Origin of the sequence: Pantoea allii, assembly GCF_002307475.1 — a bacterium.
Lineage (GTDB): Bacteria > Pseudomonadota > Gammaproteobacteria > Enterobacterales > Enterobacteriaceae > Pantoea > Pantoea allii.
Genome location: NZ_NTMH01000051.1, coordinates 22,238 through 37,041, shown reverse-complemented (window position 1 = coordinate 37,041; position 14,804 = coordinate 22,238). Strand labels below are relative to the sequence as shown.

At 54.4% G+C, this 14,804-nt stretch carries 15 protein-coding genes; 12 read left to right on the top strand and 3 right to left on the bottom strand.

Translation table 11 applies throughout. The annotated features are described in order from the left end of the window. Window positions 1–44: 44 nt before the first annotated feature. Window positions 45–314, bottom strand: a complete 270-nt coding sequence (locus tag CMR03_RS22240) for a DUF1145 family protein (protein WP_013027564.1) — start codon at window positions 312–314, stop codon at window positions 45–47. Next, window positions 304–903: a 16S rRNA (guanine(966)-N(2))-methyltransferase gene (rsmD, locus tag CMR03_RS22235; RefSeq protein WP_096012675.1), complete on the bottom strand. Its 600-nt coding sequence runs from the start codon at window positions 901–903 to the stop codon at window positions 304–306. The genes CMR03_RS22240 and rsmD overlap by 11 nt, the downstream gene beginning before the upstream one ends. A gap of 234 nt (window positions 904–1,137) precedes the next feature. Here rsmD and ftsY point away from each other — a divergent pair, with 234 nt between their 5' ends. From ftsY to rpoH, 4 genes are all read left to right on the top strand, one after another. Beyond that, window positions 1,138–2,910, top strand: coding sequence for a signal recognition particle-docking protein FtsY (gene ftsY / locus CMR03_RS22230; RefSeq protein ID WP_096012674.1), 1,773 nt, complete (start codon window positions 1,138–1,140; stop codon window positions 2,908–2,910). A 5-nt stretch (window positions 2,911–2,915) separates the two neighbouring features. Beyond that, window positions 2,916–3,584, top strand: coding sequence for a cell division ATP-binding protein FtsE (gene ftsE / locus CMR03_RS22225; RefSeq protein ID WP_063877557.1), 669 nt, complete (start codon window positions 2,916–2,918; stop codon window positions 3,582–3,584). Then, entirely contained in the window at window positions 3,574–4,557 is a 984-nt protein-coding gene (gene ftsX, locus CMR03_RS22220; RefSeq protein WP_063877556.1) for a permease-like cell division protein FtsX, read from the top strand. Before ftsE ends, ftsX begins: the two co-directional genes overlap by 11 nt. Window positions 4,558–4,787: 230 nt before the next feature. Beyond that, on the top strand, window positions 4,788–5,645 hold the full coding sequence (gene rpoH, locus CMR03_RS22215; protein WP_013027559.1) for an RNA polymerase sigma factor RpoH: 858 nt from the start codon (window positions 4,788–4,790) through the stop codon (window positions 5,643–5,645). A gap of 43 nt (window positions 5,646–5,688) precedes the next feature. On the opposite strand, the gene panM is transcribed toward rpoH, so the two are convergent. Continuing rightward, window positions 5,689–6,075 carry an aspartate 1-decarboxylase autocleavage activator PanM gene (gene panM, locus CMR03_RS22210; RefSeq protein ID WP_063881050.1) on the bottom strand — a complete coding sequence of 129 codons (387 nt, stop codon included), beginning with the start codon at window positions 6,073–6,075 and terminating at the stop codon, window positions 5,689–5,691. 403 nt (window positions 6,076–6,478) lie between these two features. Between panM and CMR03_RS22205 the strand changes: the two genes are divergently transcribed. The 8 genes from CMR03_RS22205 to ugpE all read left to right on the top strand — a co-directional run bounded on the left by CMR03_RS22205 (window position 6,479) and on the right by ugpE (window position 14,802). Further along, window positions 6,479–7,603: a branched-chain amino acid ABC transporter substrate-binding protein gene (locus CMR03_RS22205; RefSeq protein ID WP_063877555.1), complete on the top strand. Its 1,125-nt coding sequence runs from the start codon at window positions 6,479–6,481 to the stop codon at window positions 7,601–7,603. A 137-nt stretch (window positions 7,604–7,740) separates the two neighbouring features. Next, complete coding sequence (livH, locus tag CMR03_RS22200; RefSeq protein ID WP_096012673.1) at window positions 7,741–8,667, top strand: high-affinity branched-chain amino acid ABC transporter permease LivH; 927 nt, start codon at window positions 7,741–7,743, stop codon at window positions 8,665–8,667. Further along, window positions 8,664–9,932, top strand: a complete 1,269-nt coding sequence (locus CMR03_RS22195) for a high-affinity branched-chain amino acid ABC transporter permease LivM (protein WP_063877553.1) — start codon at window positions 8,664–8,666, stop codon at window positions 9,930–9,932. Before livH ends, CMR03_RS22195 begins: the two co-directional genes overlap by 4 nt. Next, window positions 9,929–10,696, top strand: a complete 768-nt coding sequence (gene livG / locus CMR03_RS22190; RefSeq protein ID WP_063877552.1) for a high-affinity branched-chain amino acid ABC transporter ATP-binding protein LivG — start codon at window positions 9,929–9,931, stop codon at window positions 10,694–10,696. The genes CMR03_RS22195 and livG overlap by 4 nt, the downstream gene beginning before the upstream one ends. Window position 10,697: 1 nt before the next feature. Next, entirely contained in the window at window positions 10,698–11,405 is a 708-nt protein-coding gene (gene livF / locus CMR03_RS22185; protein WP_063877551.1) for a high-affinity branched-chain amino acid ABC transporter ATP-binding protein LivF, read from the top strand. 293 nt (window positions 11,406–11,698) lie between these two features. Further along, window positions 11,699–13,015, top strand: coding sequence for a sn-glycerol-3-phosphate ABC transporter substrate-binding protein UgpB (ugpB, locus tag CMR03_RS22180; protein WP_063877550.1), 1,317 nt, complete (start codon window positions 11,699–11,701; stop codon window positions 13,013–13,015). A gap of 57 nt (window positions 13,016–13,072) precedes the next feature. Then, window positions 13,073–13,960, top strand: coding sequence for a sn-glycerol-3-phosphate ABC transporter permease UgpA (gene ugpA, locus CMR03_RS22175; protein WP_063877549.1), 888 nt, complete (start codon window positions 13,073–13,075; stop codon window positions 13,958–13,960). Beyond that, complete coding sequence (gene ugpE / locus CMR03_RS22170) at window positions 13,957–14,802, top strand: sn-glycerol-3-phosphate ABC transporter permease UgpE (protein WP_096012672.1); 846 nt, start codon at window positions 13,957–13,959, stop codon at window positions 14,800–14,802. Before ugpA ends, ugpE begins: the two co-directional genes overlap by 4 nt. Window positions 14,803–14,804 lie beyond the last annotated feature (2 nt).

The window sequence follows — 14,804 nt, the reverse complement described above, 5'->3', positions numbered from 1 at the left end:
CGGGGCCGGTGCCCGCCGTGACGATGTTACTGATATTACTGATGTTACTTACGTGGGAAGTTTTTTTTCTGCCACGCAACCAGTTCGAAAACGCCAAACAAAAAGACTTTTATCTGGGTAACACGATCGATCGGCGGTGCATCTTTGCCTTGTGTGGTGCGCAGCAAAACCAACTGCAAACCATGCATCAGAATCATAAATATCAGGGCCACATTGATAAACCAGGTCAATGGCTTCGGATAAGGATGAATCAGGTTAAACAGTAAAAAACCCCACACGCACAGCATCAGCAGGCGTCCTAAATTAAGTAACATCGTGTGTCTCCTGTTGGCGCTGATATAAGCGATAGGCCACCTGGCCGGCAATTTTTTCGCGGTAAAGATTCCAGTGCGCCGGAACCGGCGGTGCGCCGCACTCGACTTCACTTTCAACGTAGATGAGTGCATCAGCAGTCAGCCAGCCGTTATTCTCCAGCAGTTGCAGCGTTTGTTCCAGCAGGCCCTGGCGAAAGGGGGGATCGATAAACACGATATGAAAGGGTTTACCGTCCTGAGCCAGCCAGGTGAGGGTGTTTGTCTGCACAACCTTGCCGTTAGCGGCCTGTAGCGTCTGCAAATTTTTTGACAACTGCTGCGCCACCGGGCGTTCCAGCTCCAGTAAGGTTGCCGATGCGGCGAAACGCGACAAGGCTTCCAGCCCTAGCGCGCCGCTACCGGCAAAGCAGTCCAGGCAGTCGGCCTGTTGAATAGAGGGCGCCAGCCAGTTAAACAGGGTTTCGCGCACTCTGTCGGTAGTCGGCCGGAGCCCGGCGCTGTCCGGCACCGGCAATTTGCGGCCGCGCCACTGTCCGCCAATGATGCGGATTTGGCCTGCACCACCAGTCTTACGGGGAGGTTTTATCATTTTGCTCACAAATCTTCATAATTTGTTGCGTAGTTTAACGGGCGAAACGATGAGAAGAAACGTTAAAAAAGGGTGCTGTGGTGAGCTGGCTGGAAAGTGTTAGACTACAGCGTTGCTGCTGTTATGCATAATTCTGCGGTTTGACGCTCATCTGGCGTTTATCACCCATTACTGTTTTTAACCCTGGGTACATTGTGCTACCGGGATGAAGCCATCGAGGAGTGTGGTTACACAATGGCAAAAGAGAAAAAACGAGGCTTTTTTTCCTGGCTGGGATTTGGCAAAGAAGAAGAGAAACAATCCTCAACGGAAGAGCAGACATCACAGACTGCACAATCGGAAGTCCAGCAGCCAGAACAGGAAGCCCCGGCAATAAGTCAGGCGGAAACCCATGCGGAAGAGACCGTTGCAACCCCTGAACACGTCGTTGAACCGCAACGCCCCCTCGCTCCCGGCGCCACAGTAGAGCCGACGCCCCCTGCGTCAGACGCTGAACGTGCGTTGACTCAGCAGGAGGGCGGGATTGCACCGGCGAAAACCACTGAGCCTGCGCCCGTTCCCGCGGAAGATGATGCACCGCTGAGCGACGATGAACTGGCCGCGCTGGCGCTGGCCGATGCGGATATCGTTGAGGTCGCGCCTTACGAACCTGAAACTGTGGCGCCAGAACCTGCCCCTGTGGCAGACGACGCACCGCTGAGCGACGACGAACTGACCGCGCTGACGCTGGCCGATGCGGATATCGTGGAGGTCGCGCCTCACGAACCTGAAACTGTGGCGTCAGAACCTGCCCCTGTGGCAGACGACGCACCGCTGAGCGACGACGAACTGACCGCGCTGGCGCTGGCCGATGCGGATATCGTGGAGGTTACGCCTCACGAGCCTGAAACCCTAACGTCAGAACCTGCCCCTGTGGCAGAGGATGTACCGCTGAGCGATGACGAACTGACCGCGCTGGCTTTAGCGGGCGCGGATGCCGTTGAGGAAGCGCCTCACCATGCGGGTCAGGCAGAACCTACCGATACCGTCAGCGATCTTCCCCTGGCCGCCGCGCCGCTAGTGACGCAGGAGCAGGATCGTCCGACGAAAGAAGGCTTCTTTGCCCGCCTGAAACGTAGCCTGGTGAAAACCCGCCAGAATCTGGGCTCGGGTTTTATCGGCCTGTTTCGTGGCAAGAAGATCGATGATGAGCTTTTCGAAGAGCTGGAAGAGCAACTGCTGATTGCGGATGTGGGGGTTGAAACGACGCGCCGCATTATTACCAGCCTGACGCAGCAGGCCGATCGTAAACAGCTTCGCGATGCAGAGGCGCTTTATGGCCTGCTGAAAAGCGAAATGGCCGGGATTCTGGCGAAAGTCGAAGCACCGCTCAACCTTGAAGGTAAAACCCCGTTCGTCATTTTGATGGTCGGTGTAAACGGTGTGGGTAAAACCACCACCATCGGTAAGCTGGCTCGTCAGTATCAGGCTGAAGGGAAGTCGGTCATGCTGGCGGCGGGCGATACCTTCCGTGCGGCGGCCGTTGAACAGCTTCAGGTATGGGGCCAGCGCAACAACATTCCTGTGGTGGCACAGCACACCGGCGCGGATTCTGCCTCGGTGATTTTCGACGCCATTCAGGCTGCCAAATCCCGTGGCGTTGACGTCTTAATCGCCGACACCGCGGGGCGTTTGCAAAACAAATCGCACCTGATGGAAGAGCTGAAGAAAATCACACGCGTGATGAAAAAGCTGGATGAGCAGGCGCCGCATGAAGTCATGCTGACAATTGATGCCAGCACCGGGCAGAATGCCATCAGCCAGGCCAAACTGTTCAATGAAGCCGTCGGTCTGACCGGCATTACCCTGACGAAACTGGATGGCACGGCCAAAGGTGGCGTGATTTTCTCGGTGGCGGATCAGTTTGGCATACCTATCCGTTATATCGGTGTTGGAGAAGGCATCGAAGATTTACGGCCCTTCAAGGCCGAGGATTTTATTGAGGCACTGTTTGCCCGAGAGGACTAATTAGGATGATTCGCTTTGAAGAGGTCAGTAAGGCATATCTCGGCGGACGTCAGGCGCTGCAGGGAGTAGATTTTCATCTGCGTCCTGGTGAAATGGCGTTTCTGACCGGCCATTCTGGCGCAGGGAAAAGTACCTTGCTGAAGCTGATTTGTGGCATTGAACGTCCCAGCGCCGGACAAATCTGGTTTAGCGGGCATGATATTTCACGTCTGCGTAACAGCGAGGTGCCGTTTCTGCGCCGTCAGATTGGGATGATCTTTCAGGATCACCACCTGCTGATGGATCGTTCCGTGTACGACAACGTGGCGATTCCGTTGATCATATCCGGGGCCAGCGGTGAGGATATCCGGCGTCGTGTTTCCGCGGCCTTAGACAAAGTGGGCCTGCTCGACAAAGCGAAAAGTTATCCTATTCAACTTTCTGGTGGTGAACAGCAGCGCGTCGGCATTGCGCGTGCCGTCGTGAATAAACCTGCGGTACTGCTGGCGGATGAACCGACGGGTAACCTTGATGAGGCCCTGTCTGAAGACATTCTGCGGCTGTTTGAAGAGTTTAACCGCGTTGGGGTGACGGTCTTGATGGCGACGCATGATGTGGCGCTTATCGGTCGCCGAAATTATCGGGTGATGACGCTGAACAAAGGACGCCTGCACGGAGGCCACGATGGTCAATAAACGCAATAAACGCGCGACAGCGCCGAAGGCGAAGCAACCGTCGAAAAGCAAAGCGTTACGCGGCGGCATGCAGGAGCAGTGGCGCTATGCGCTGCGCGGTACGTTGTCTGACATGTGGCGTCAGCCACTGGCGACGTTGCTGACGGTGATGGTTATCGCCATTTCTCTGACGCTGCCCAGCGTGTGTTATATGGTGTGGAAAAACGTCAGCCAGGCCGCCACGCAATGGTATCCGGCTCCGCAGCTTACGGTTTATCTCTCTAAAACCCTGGACGACACCGCAGCGGAAAACGTGACGGCCCAGCTAAAGCAGGTCGATGGCGTGGAGCATGTCAACTATCTGACGCGTGAAGAGGCCCTGAACGAATTCCGTAACTGGTCAGGCTTTGGTGGCGCGATGGATATGCTGGAGCAGAATCCTCTGCCGGCCGTTGTCATTATTACGCCTAAGCTCAACTTTCAGAATTCGGACACCCTGCAAACCCTGCGCGACAGGGTGGCAAAAGTGCAGGGCGTAGACGAAGTGCGCATGGATGACAGTTGGTTCGCCCGTCTTGCGGCCCTGACCGGGCTGGTGGGACAAATTGCCTCCATGATCGGTATCTTAATGATCGTGGCGGTGTTCCTTGTGATTGGCAACAGCGTCAGGCTGAGCATTTTTGCCCGGCGCGATACCATCAACGTACAGAAGCTGATCGGGGCCACCGATGGGTTTATCCTGCGTCCGTTCCTGTATGGCGGGGCGTTATTAGGTTTCACCGGGGCGGTATTATCGCTGATTCTGTCTGAAGTGTTGGTCCTGCGTCTGCAATCCGTCGTGGCGCATGTTGCGTCGGTGTTTGGCACGACATTCTCTCTGGAAGGTTTTTCCTGGGATGAGGCGCTGCTGCTGTTGCTGATTGCGGCCATCATCGGATGGATTGCGGCCTGGCTGGCGACGGTACAACATTTACGCCGATTTACGCCCCAGTAAACTGCTGCAACATTTTTTTGTTATAATCATCCTCTGCTGCCGACAATGGGTGCAGAGGATGTTGCCCCGCTGTCATCTGTGTGTAAAATATACACTGCTATAATTGAACTTGTGGATAACTTTGTTTTCCAAGTAGCACAGATTGCTTTTGGTTTTCCTGCGACGTTGACATAATGTGACGTGCGCTTAAGGAAAGATGCGGCAATTCCACTGATTTTGTGAGGGTTTGAATGACCAAAGAAATGCAAACTTTAGCTATTGCTCCTCTGGGCAACCTGGAATCTTATGTTCGGGCTGCCAATACCTGGCCGATGTTGTCGGCAGAAGAGGAAAAGGCGTTGGCTGAACGGCTGCATTACCAGGGCGATCTGGATGCGGCAAAGACGCTGATCCTGTCTCACCTACGCTTTGTTGTTCATATCGCTCGTAACTACTCAGGCTACGGCCTGCCTCAGGCTGACCTGATTCAGGAAGGTAACATCGGCTTGATGAAAGCCGTTCGTCGCTTTAATCCTGAAGTTGGCGTCCGTCTGGTGTCCTTTGCCGTTCACTGGATCAAAGCGGAAATTCACGAATACGTGCTGCGTAACTGGCGTATCGTGAAAGTGGCGACCACCAAGGCACAGCGTAAGCTGTTCTTTAACCTGCGTAAAACCAAGCAGCGTCTGGGCTGGTTTAATCAGGATGAAGTGGAAATGGTCGCGCGTGAGCTGGGCGTAAGCAGCAAAGATGTGCGAGAAATGGAATCGCGCATGGCGGCTCAGGATATGACCTTTGATATGTCCGCTGACGATGAAAGCGGCGAAGGCAAATCCATGGCCCCGGTGCTGTATCTCCAGGATAAAACCTCTGATTTTGCCGACGGCATTGAAGAGGATAACTGGGAATCCCATGCGGCCGATAAGCTGACATATGCAATGGAAGGCCTGGACGAGCGCAGCCAGCATATTATCCGTGCCCGCTGGCTGGATGAGGACAACAAAACGACCCTGCAGGAACTGGCCGATCGTTACGGCGTTTCCGCAGAGCGCGTCCGACAGCTTGAAAAGAACGCGATGAAAAAACTCCGAATGGCGATCGAAGCCTGACGAGACAGGGCGACCTCAGGTCGCCCTTTTTACTGCCTGCGCGTTATTTCACCCAGCCGTCAACCTGCGCACGAAAACCACACGCCTGCATAAACGCCGCCCGGATGCGTTGATCGTCACTGCCGTCATCGGCAATCCACCAGTCGTTCAGCGATGGATTCTGCTGCATCGTTTCTTCCAGGAGATACTGACCGACACCACGCCGTTTGGTGGCCTCTCTTACCGTCAGATGATGCACCTTGCCATGAATCCCTGAAATTTCTAACTGCAATGCCGCCAGCAAACGATCGTTGAAGCGCGCGGCGTAAAGACGATGGCTTTCATTTAACGACGCCTCCAACTGTGCGATATCCCTTTCAGGCCAGATCTTCCCCAGGTCTGTCCGGTCCTGCTGCGTCAGCGAGGTCAGACGCATAATGGTGAGCTTCATAACAAACACCTGTATGTGTAAAAAGCCGATAATGTAGTCAATTCCCGTAACCGGAACCCCGACACATTTTAAGCAATAAAACAGGTCAAAACCGCGACCGAGTGCCAGGATAATAGTGATAAACAGGTATTCCGATTTTAAAGACAGCATAACGCGCTGGCCTGGTAAGCAAAAGCTGTGCATTGCCTCCAGATGATTATGCTGCTTAACATTGCGAATCATGAATATGTCAGTTGCTTTACAGAATATACTTCCTGTTTAATAGTCTGAAATATAAAGCCTTATTACTAATAAAAGCCAGAAAAGCGTGCTAACTCATTATTGTTAAATCAGTTTTCCACTTTATCTGGCAGAAAATAACACCACTCACAACAAACACGACATAACTGATGGGGTAGTTCGCATGAAAATGACAGGTCGCGCGTTACTGGCAGGATGCGTTGCATTGGCGATGAGCCATGCGGCAATGGCGAAAGATATTAAAATAGCTATCGTAGGTGCCGCTACTGGCCCGGTCGCGCAGTATGGTGATATGGAATTTACCGGCGCTGCACAGGCGATTAAAGATATTAATGCCAAAGGTGGCGTAAACGGCGACAAACTGGTCGGTGTGGAATATGACGATGCCTGTGACCCAAAACAAGCGGTTGCAGTGGCCAACAAGGTGATTAACGACGGCATTAAATATGTCATCGGACACCTGTGTTCTTCCTCAACGCAGCCTGCTTCAGACATCTACAATGACGAAGGCGTGCTGATGATTACCCCGGCCGCCACGGCACCTGAACTGACCGCACGGGGTTATGCAGACGTGATGCGCACCACCGGTCTGGATTCTGATCAGGGCCCAACCGCAGCGAACTACATCCTGGATGTGATTAAACCAAAACGTATCGCTGTTGTGCATGACAAACAGCAGTACGGACAGGGCCTGGCGGAATCCGTCCAGAAAACCCTGAAAGCCAAAGGTGGCAACGTGGTGATGTTTGAAGGGATCACCGCAGGCGATAAAGATTTCTCTACCCTGGTTGCCCGTCTGAAGAAAGAAAACGTGGATTTCGTTTATTACGGCGGTTACTACCCGGAGCTGGGCCAGATTCTGCGCCAGGCTAAAGCCGCAGGCCTGAAGGCCGGCTTTATGGGACCAGAAGGCGTGGGCAATGCCTCGCTGTCTAACATCGCGGGCGATGCGTCTGAAGGGCTGTACGTCACATTACCAAAACGTTACGACCAGCTGCCACAGAACAAGGCGATTGTTGAAGCCATTAAAGCCAACACCGCGTCTAACCGTAAAGATCCTACCGGACCTTTCGTCTGGACCACCTATGCGGCTATCCAGTCTCTGGTCACCGGCATCGAGCGCAGCAAGAGCGATGAACCCGATGCGATTGCGAAGAACCTTAAAACCGGCGCACCTGTTCCAACGGTCATGGGCGACCTGAGCTGGGATCAGAAAGGCGATCTGAAGGGCTTTGAATTTGGTGTCTTCAAATGGCACAAAGACGGTTCGTCTACCGCTGTTAAATAAGGCAATGACTCTTCCCCGTGACCGGTGATCGGGGAAGCAGGCGAAGGCCATGCGCACGCTGTCGTGCCGCCTTCGCCTTGCTAACCCTCTTCTGCTGGCAGGAGAGGGGTTTTCTGGTTCCTGAGTAGGTCCTCACTATGTCCGAGCAGTTTCTCTATTTCATTCAGCAGATGTTCAACGGGGTAACCCTCGGGAGCACCTACGCGCTGATCGCCATTGGCTACACCATGGTTTACGGCATTATTGGCATGATCAACTTCGCCCATGGCGAGGTCTATATGATCGGCAGCTATGTCTCTTTTATCGTGATTGCCGCCCTGATGATGATGGGCATTGATACCACATGGCTGATGATTGCCGCCGGTTTTGTGATGGCGGTGATTATTTCCAGCGCCTATGGCTGGAGCATTGAGCGGGTGGCTTACCGGCCGGTCCGCTCCTCTAAGCGCCTCATTGCCCTGATCTCCGCCATCGGGATGTCTATCTTCCTGCAAAACTATGTCAGCCTGACCCAGGGCTCACGCGATCTTGCGCTGCCGAGTCTCATTACCGGCCAGTGGACGCTGGGAGAAAGCAATGGTTTTGCGGCCACGCTGTCGACCATGCAGGTGGTGATCTGGGTGGTGACGTTCCTGACCATGCTGACACTGACCTTGTTTATTCGCTATTCCCGCATGGGCCGCGCCTGCCGGGCCTGTGCTGAAGACCTGAAAATGGCCAGCCTGCTGGGGATTAACACGGACCGCGTGATATCGCTCACCTTCGTGATTGGTGCGGCGATGGCGGCAGTGGCCGGTGTGCTGTTAGGCCAGTTTTATGGCTCGATCAACCCGTTTATCGGCTTTATGGCAGGTATGAAAGCCTTTACCGCAGCGGTACTGGGCGGCATTGGCAGTATTCCCGGCGCGATGATCGGCGGTCTGGTGCTGGGCATTGCTGAAGCCCTGACCTCGGCTTATCTCTCAACCGAATATAAAGATGTGGTGTCGTTTGCCTTACTGATTGTGGTGCTGCTGGTGATGCCGACCGGTATTCTGGGCCGTCCGGAGGTAGAGAAAGTATGAAACGCCTTGGTCTGGTCAATGCACTGATCTCTACGGTCATGCTGCTGGTTCTGGCCGCGTTCTTTATGGGAATGCGCCTCGATCTGAATGGTACGAAGCTGCAGGTGGTGAATGCCGGTAGCGTGCGCTGGAACTGGATATTTATCGGTTGTGCGGTGGTGTTCCTGTTCCAGCTGCTGCGCCCGCTGTTTCAGGGCAAGCTGAAACGCAGCGGCGGCCTGGTGCTGCCTGGTTTTGATGGTTCCACGCCAAAGCAAAAGCTCGTCATGGCATTGATGATCGCCGCCGCCGTTATCTGGCCGTTCCTGGTCTCGCGCGGCAGCGTTGATATCGCGACGCTGACGCTCATCTACATCATGCTGGGCCTGGGGTTGAACGTGGTGGTTGGGCTGTCAGGGCTGCTGGTTCTGGGTTACGGCGGGTTCTACGCGATAGGCGCTTATACCTTTGCCCTGCTCAATCATTACTATGGTTTCGGTTTCTGGCAGAGCCTGCCGCTGGCTGGTTTAGTGGCCGCCGCGTTTGGTCTGCTGCTGGGGTTCCCGGTGTTGCGGTTGCGTGGCGATTATCTGGCGATTGTGACGCTCGGCTTCGGCGAAATCGTCCGTATCCTGCTGCTGAATAACACCGCGATTACTGGTGGGCCAAACGGTATTGCCCAGATTCCCAAACCCACGTTCTTCGGCCTTGAGTTTGGCCGCCGCGTCAGTGAAGGTGGATGGGGCACGTTTCACGACGTCTTTGGCATGAAATACGATCCCAGTGACAGGGTGATTTTCCTGTATCTGGTGGCATTACTGTTGGTGGTGCTGACGCTGTTTGTGATTAACCGCCTGCTGCGTATGCCGCTCGGCCGGGCCTGGGAAGCATTGCGTGAAGATGAGATTGCCTGTCGCTCGCTGGGCTTAAGCCCGACCCGTATTAAACTCACGGCCTTTACCATCAGTGCTGCCTTTGCGGGGTTTGCCGGTACGCTGTTTGCTGCCCGTCAGGGATTTGTCAGCCCGGAATCTTTTACCTTTGTCGAATCTGCTTTTGTCTTAGCCATCGTCGTGCTGGGCGGGATGGGATCGCAGTTCGCCGTTATTCTGGCCGCCATTTTGCTGGTGGTTTCACGTGAACTGATGCGCGATCTCAATGAGTACAGCATGCTGGTATTGGGTGGATTGATGGTGCTGATGATGATCTGGCGTCCACAGGGCTTACTGCCCATGAAGCGTCCGCACCTGAAACTCAGGCAGGGTAAACAAGGAGAGCAGGCATGAGTCAGCCTTTGTTAGCCGTTGAGGGCCTGATGATGCGCTTCGGCGGTCTGTTAGCCGTGAACAACGTAAAGCTGGAACTGCGACCCCAGGAAATCGTGTCGCTTATCGGGCCAAACGGCGCGGGTAAAACCACCGTCTTCAACTGTCTGACCGGCTTCTACAAGCCCACTGGCGGCAGCATTACGCTGCGTGACAAGAATCTGGCCGGTTTATCCGGGCAGAAGATCGCCCGCATGGGGATTGTGCGTACGTTCCAGCACGTACGTCTGTTCCGCGAAATGACGGTGATTGAAAATCTGCTGGTCGCGCAGCATCAGCATCTGAAAAGCGGCGTCTTTTCAGGCCTGATTAAAACGCCTGCTTTTCGCCGCAGTGAAGGCGACGCGCTGGATCGTGCTGCCACCTGGCTTGAGCGCGTCGGCTTGCTGGACATGGCCAATCGTCAGGCCGGTAATCTGGCCTATGGTCAGCAGCGCCGACTGGAGATTGCCCGCTGCATGGTGACGCGCCCGGAGATTTTAATGCTGGATGAGCCGGCTGCCGGGCTTAACCCGCGAGAGACGCACGAGCTGGATGAGTTGATTGCCGAGCTACGTGGTGAGCATAAGGTTTCCGTGTTGTTGATTGAACACGATATGAAGCTGGTCATGGGGATTTCCGATCGTATCTATGTGGTGAATCAGGGAACGCCGCTGGCTAACGGCACACCGGAAGAGATTCGTAATAACCCGGATGTGATCCGTGCCTATTTAGGAGAGGCGTAATATGGCCATGTTAACCATTGATAACGTCAGTGCGCATTACGGAAAAATCCAGGCCCTGCACGGCGTTAGCCTGCATATTGACCAGGGTGAAATTGTGACCCTGATTGGTGCAAACGGGGCGGGCAAAACCACGCTGCTGGGCACGTTATGCGGTGAACCGCGTGCGACCAGCGGCACCATCACCTTTGATGGTAAAGCCATCACCGACTGGCAAACGGCGCGGATTATGCGCGAAGCCATTGCCATCGTGCCCGAAGGACGTCGTGTGTTTTCACGCATGACCGTGGAAGAGAATCTGGCAATGGGCGGTTTTTTTGCCAGCCGCCAGCAGTATCTGCAACGCATCGAACGGGTGTATACGCTGTTTCCGCGTCTGGCTGAGCGTAAAATTCAGCGGGCAGGCACCATGTCGGGTGGCGAACAGCAGATGCTGGCGATTGGCCGGGCACTGATGAGTCAACCGCGCCTGCTGTTACTGGATGAGCCTTCCCTGGGCCTGGCGCCGATTATTATTCAGCAAATATTCGATACGATTGAGCAGTTACGCAGCGAAGGCATGACGATTTTCCTGGTAGAGCAGAATGCTAACCAGGCTCTGAAGCTGGCCGATCGGGGTTACGTGCTGGAAAACGGTCACGTGGTGCTGGAGGACAGCGGCGAGGCGTTACTTTCCAATGAGGCCGTGCGCAGCGCATATCTGGGCGCATAGGTGGCAGGCCTGGCTCTCAGGCCAGGCGCATGTCGGGCAGCGCTCACTCTCGTTATCGCTTTTTTGGGTTTCGAGGGTGGGGCGCTGTCACACTTCAGTTATCTGGCTCACCTTTCCTGCCCTCGTCGTATCGTCCTCATGCATTAATCCCGCTTATCCCTGTCATCTTCTGACATTCCGCTGTCATTTTTCCGTCATCTGACTGTTATTTTTCCGTCATTTCAGCGTGTCATGTTACTTCGCGAGCAAAAAATGCGTGATAACGCGCGTACCTACCTGAACAGGAAAATTCTATGTCCGTTGTTACTTTTCGTCGTAGCCTGATGAGCGCACTGCTCGGTCTGGCGATCAGTGGTAATGCAATGGCCGCTACTGAGATCCCTTTCTGGCACTCAATGGAAGGCGAGTTAGGCAAAGAGGTTGACTCACTGGCGCAACGTTTTAACCAGGAACACCCGGATTACAAAATCGTCCCGGTGTACAAAGGGAACTACGAACAAAGTCTGGCGGCAGGTATCGCTGCGGTCCGCACAGGAAAAGCCCCGGCTCTGTTACAGGTTTATGAAGTGGGTACCGCCACGATGATGGCCTCCAAAGCCATCGTGCCGGTGTACCAGGTGTTCAAAGATGCTGGCATCCCAATGGATGAGAAGCAGTTTGTCCCTGCGGTCGCTGGCTACTACAGCAACGCACAAGGTCAGCTGATCTCTCAGCCCTTCAACAGCTCCACGCCGGTGCTGTACTACAACAAAGATGCGTTTAAAAAAGCAGGTTTGAATCCGGACCAGGCCCCCAAAACCTGGCAGGAACTGGCTAAGGATGCGGCTGCACTGCGTAAATCCGGCATGAGTTGCGGTTATGCCAGCGGCTGGCAGGGCTGGATTCAGATTGAAAACTTCAGCGCCTGGAACGGCCTGCCGGTTGCCACCAAAAATAACGGTTTCGACGGCACCGATGCGGTACTGGAGTTCAACAAACCGGCTCAGGTTCGTCATATCCAGCTACTGGAAGATATGAACAAGAAAGGGGACTTCACCTATTTTGGTCGTAAAGACGAATCGACCGCCAAGTTCTATAACGGTGACTGCGGCATGACCACGGCCTCATCGGGCTCGCTGGCGGATATTCGCCATTACGCCAAATTTAACTACGGCGTCGGCATGATGCCTTACGATGCGGATATCCCGAATGCACCGCAGAACGCCATTATCGGCGGCGCCAGCTTGTGGGTCATGAAGGGCAAAGATGCCAATACCTACAAAGGCGCAGCGGAATTTATGAAATTCCTCACCGAGCCAAAAATTGCGGCGGAATGGCATCAGAAAACCGGCTACCTGCCGATTACCACTGCCGCTTATGAGCTGACGAAGAAAGAAGGCTTCTACGAGAAAAACCCAGGTGCCGATATTGCGATTCGCCAGATGATGAACAAGCCGCCATTGCCTTATACCAAAGGCATGCGTCTGGGGAATATGCCGCAGATCCGTACCATTCTGGATGAAGAGCTGGAAGGCGTCTGGACCGGCAAGCAGTCGCCGCAGGCCGCGCTGGATAGTGCAGTGAAGCGTGGTAACGAACTGCTGCGTCGTTTCGAGCAACAGAATAAGTAATCCGTTCTGCAGGGCCAGCTGCGGCTGGCCTTTTTTCCTTAAAAGTCAGAGAACGCTATGTCTCCCTCTCGCCCGGTGTTTCGCAATCGACTGTTACCCTATTTTCTGGTGCTGCCGCAGCTCTTGATCACCGCTATTTTCTTTGTCTGGCCGGCCGGTGAAGCCCTGTGGTATTCCCTGCAAAATCTTGATCCCTTCGGTATCTCCAGTACCTTTGTCGGGCTGGACAACTTCAAACGGCTGTTTGCCGACGGTCTTTATCTGGATACCTTCTGGACCACCATCAAGTTTAGCGGCATGGTGGCTTTCTTTGGCATGGTGTCATCGTTACTGCTGGCCGCGCTGGTGGACTACGTGGTGCGCCTGCGTAAGCTCTATCAGATGCTGCTGTTGCTGCCCTACGCGGTGGCGCCGGTTATTGCTGCCGTGTTGTGGATGTTCCTGTTCAGCCCCGGTCTGGGTTTATTAAGCTATCTGCTTAACCACATGGGTTATAACTGGAACTTTGCTCAGAACAGCGGACAGGCCATGTTTCTGGTGGTGCTGGCCTCGGTGTGGCAACAGATGAGCTACAACTTCCTGTTCTTTTTCGCCGCATTACAGTCGATACCGAAGTCACTGGTTGAAGCCGCCGCCATTGATGGTGCAGGCCCGGTGCGTCGCTTCTTCTCGATTTCGCTGCCGTTGATCACGCCCGTGAGTTTCTTTCTGCTGGTGGTCAACCTGATTTATGCCTTCTTCGATACCTTCCCGGTCATTGATGCCGCGACAGGCGGTGGCCCGGTACAGGCGACGACGACGCTTATCTATAAAATTTATCGGGAAGGTTTTACCGGCCTGGATCTCTCCTCTTCAGCGGCACAGTCCGTGGTGTTAATGCTGCTGGTTATTGGCCTGACGGTCATTCAATTCCGCTTCGTTGAGCGTAAGGTGCAATACCAATGATTGAAAATCGTCGCGGGCTGGACATTTTCAGCCATGTGGTGCTGGTGCTCGGCATCCTGACCATCCTGTTTCCGCTCTATGTCGCCTTTGTGGCGGCAACCCTGGATAACGACGCCGTGTATAACGTCCCGATGACGCTGATTCCCGGCACGCACCTGTGGGAAAACATTTCGCACATCTGGACGCGCGGCGTGAACGGCAACGGCCCGGCCTTTAGTGTGCTGCTGATGAACAGCGTTATCATGGCGCTGGGGATAACCATTGGCAAAATCCTGGTGTCGATTCTGTCGGCCTTTGCGCTGGTGTGGTTTCGTTTTCCGCTGCGCTCACTGTTCTTCTGGATGATCTTTATCACCCTGATGCTGCCGGTCGAAGTGCGTATTTTCCCGACAGTGCAGGTTATTGCCGATCTCAACCTGCTGGACAGCTACAGCGGGCTGACCCTGCCACTGATGGCCTCGGCCACCGCCACCTTTCTGTTTCGGCAGTTTTTTATGTCGCTGCCGGATGAGTTAATCGAAGCGGCGCGCATTGACGGTGCCAGCGCGATGCGTTTTTTCTGGGACATTGTGCTGCCCCTGTCGAAAACCAACCTGGCGGCGCTGTTCGTTATCACCTTTATCTACGGCTGGAACCAGTATCTCTGGCCCCTGTTAATTATCGATAACGCAAACCTGGGCACCGCCGTGGCCGGGATCAAAAGCATGATCTCCACCAGTGGTTCGCCGACCCAGTGGAACGAAGTGATGGCGGCAATGTTATTAACCCTGATTCCACCGGTAGTGGTGGTATTTGTTATGCAGCGCGCCTTTGTGCGTGGTCTGGTTGAGAGCGAGAAATAGAG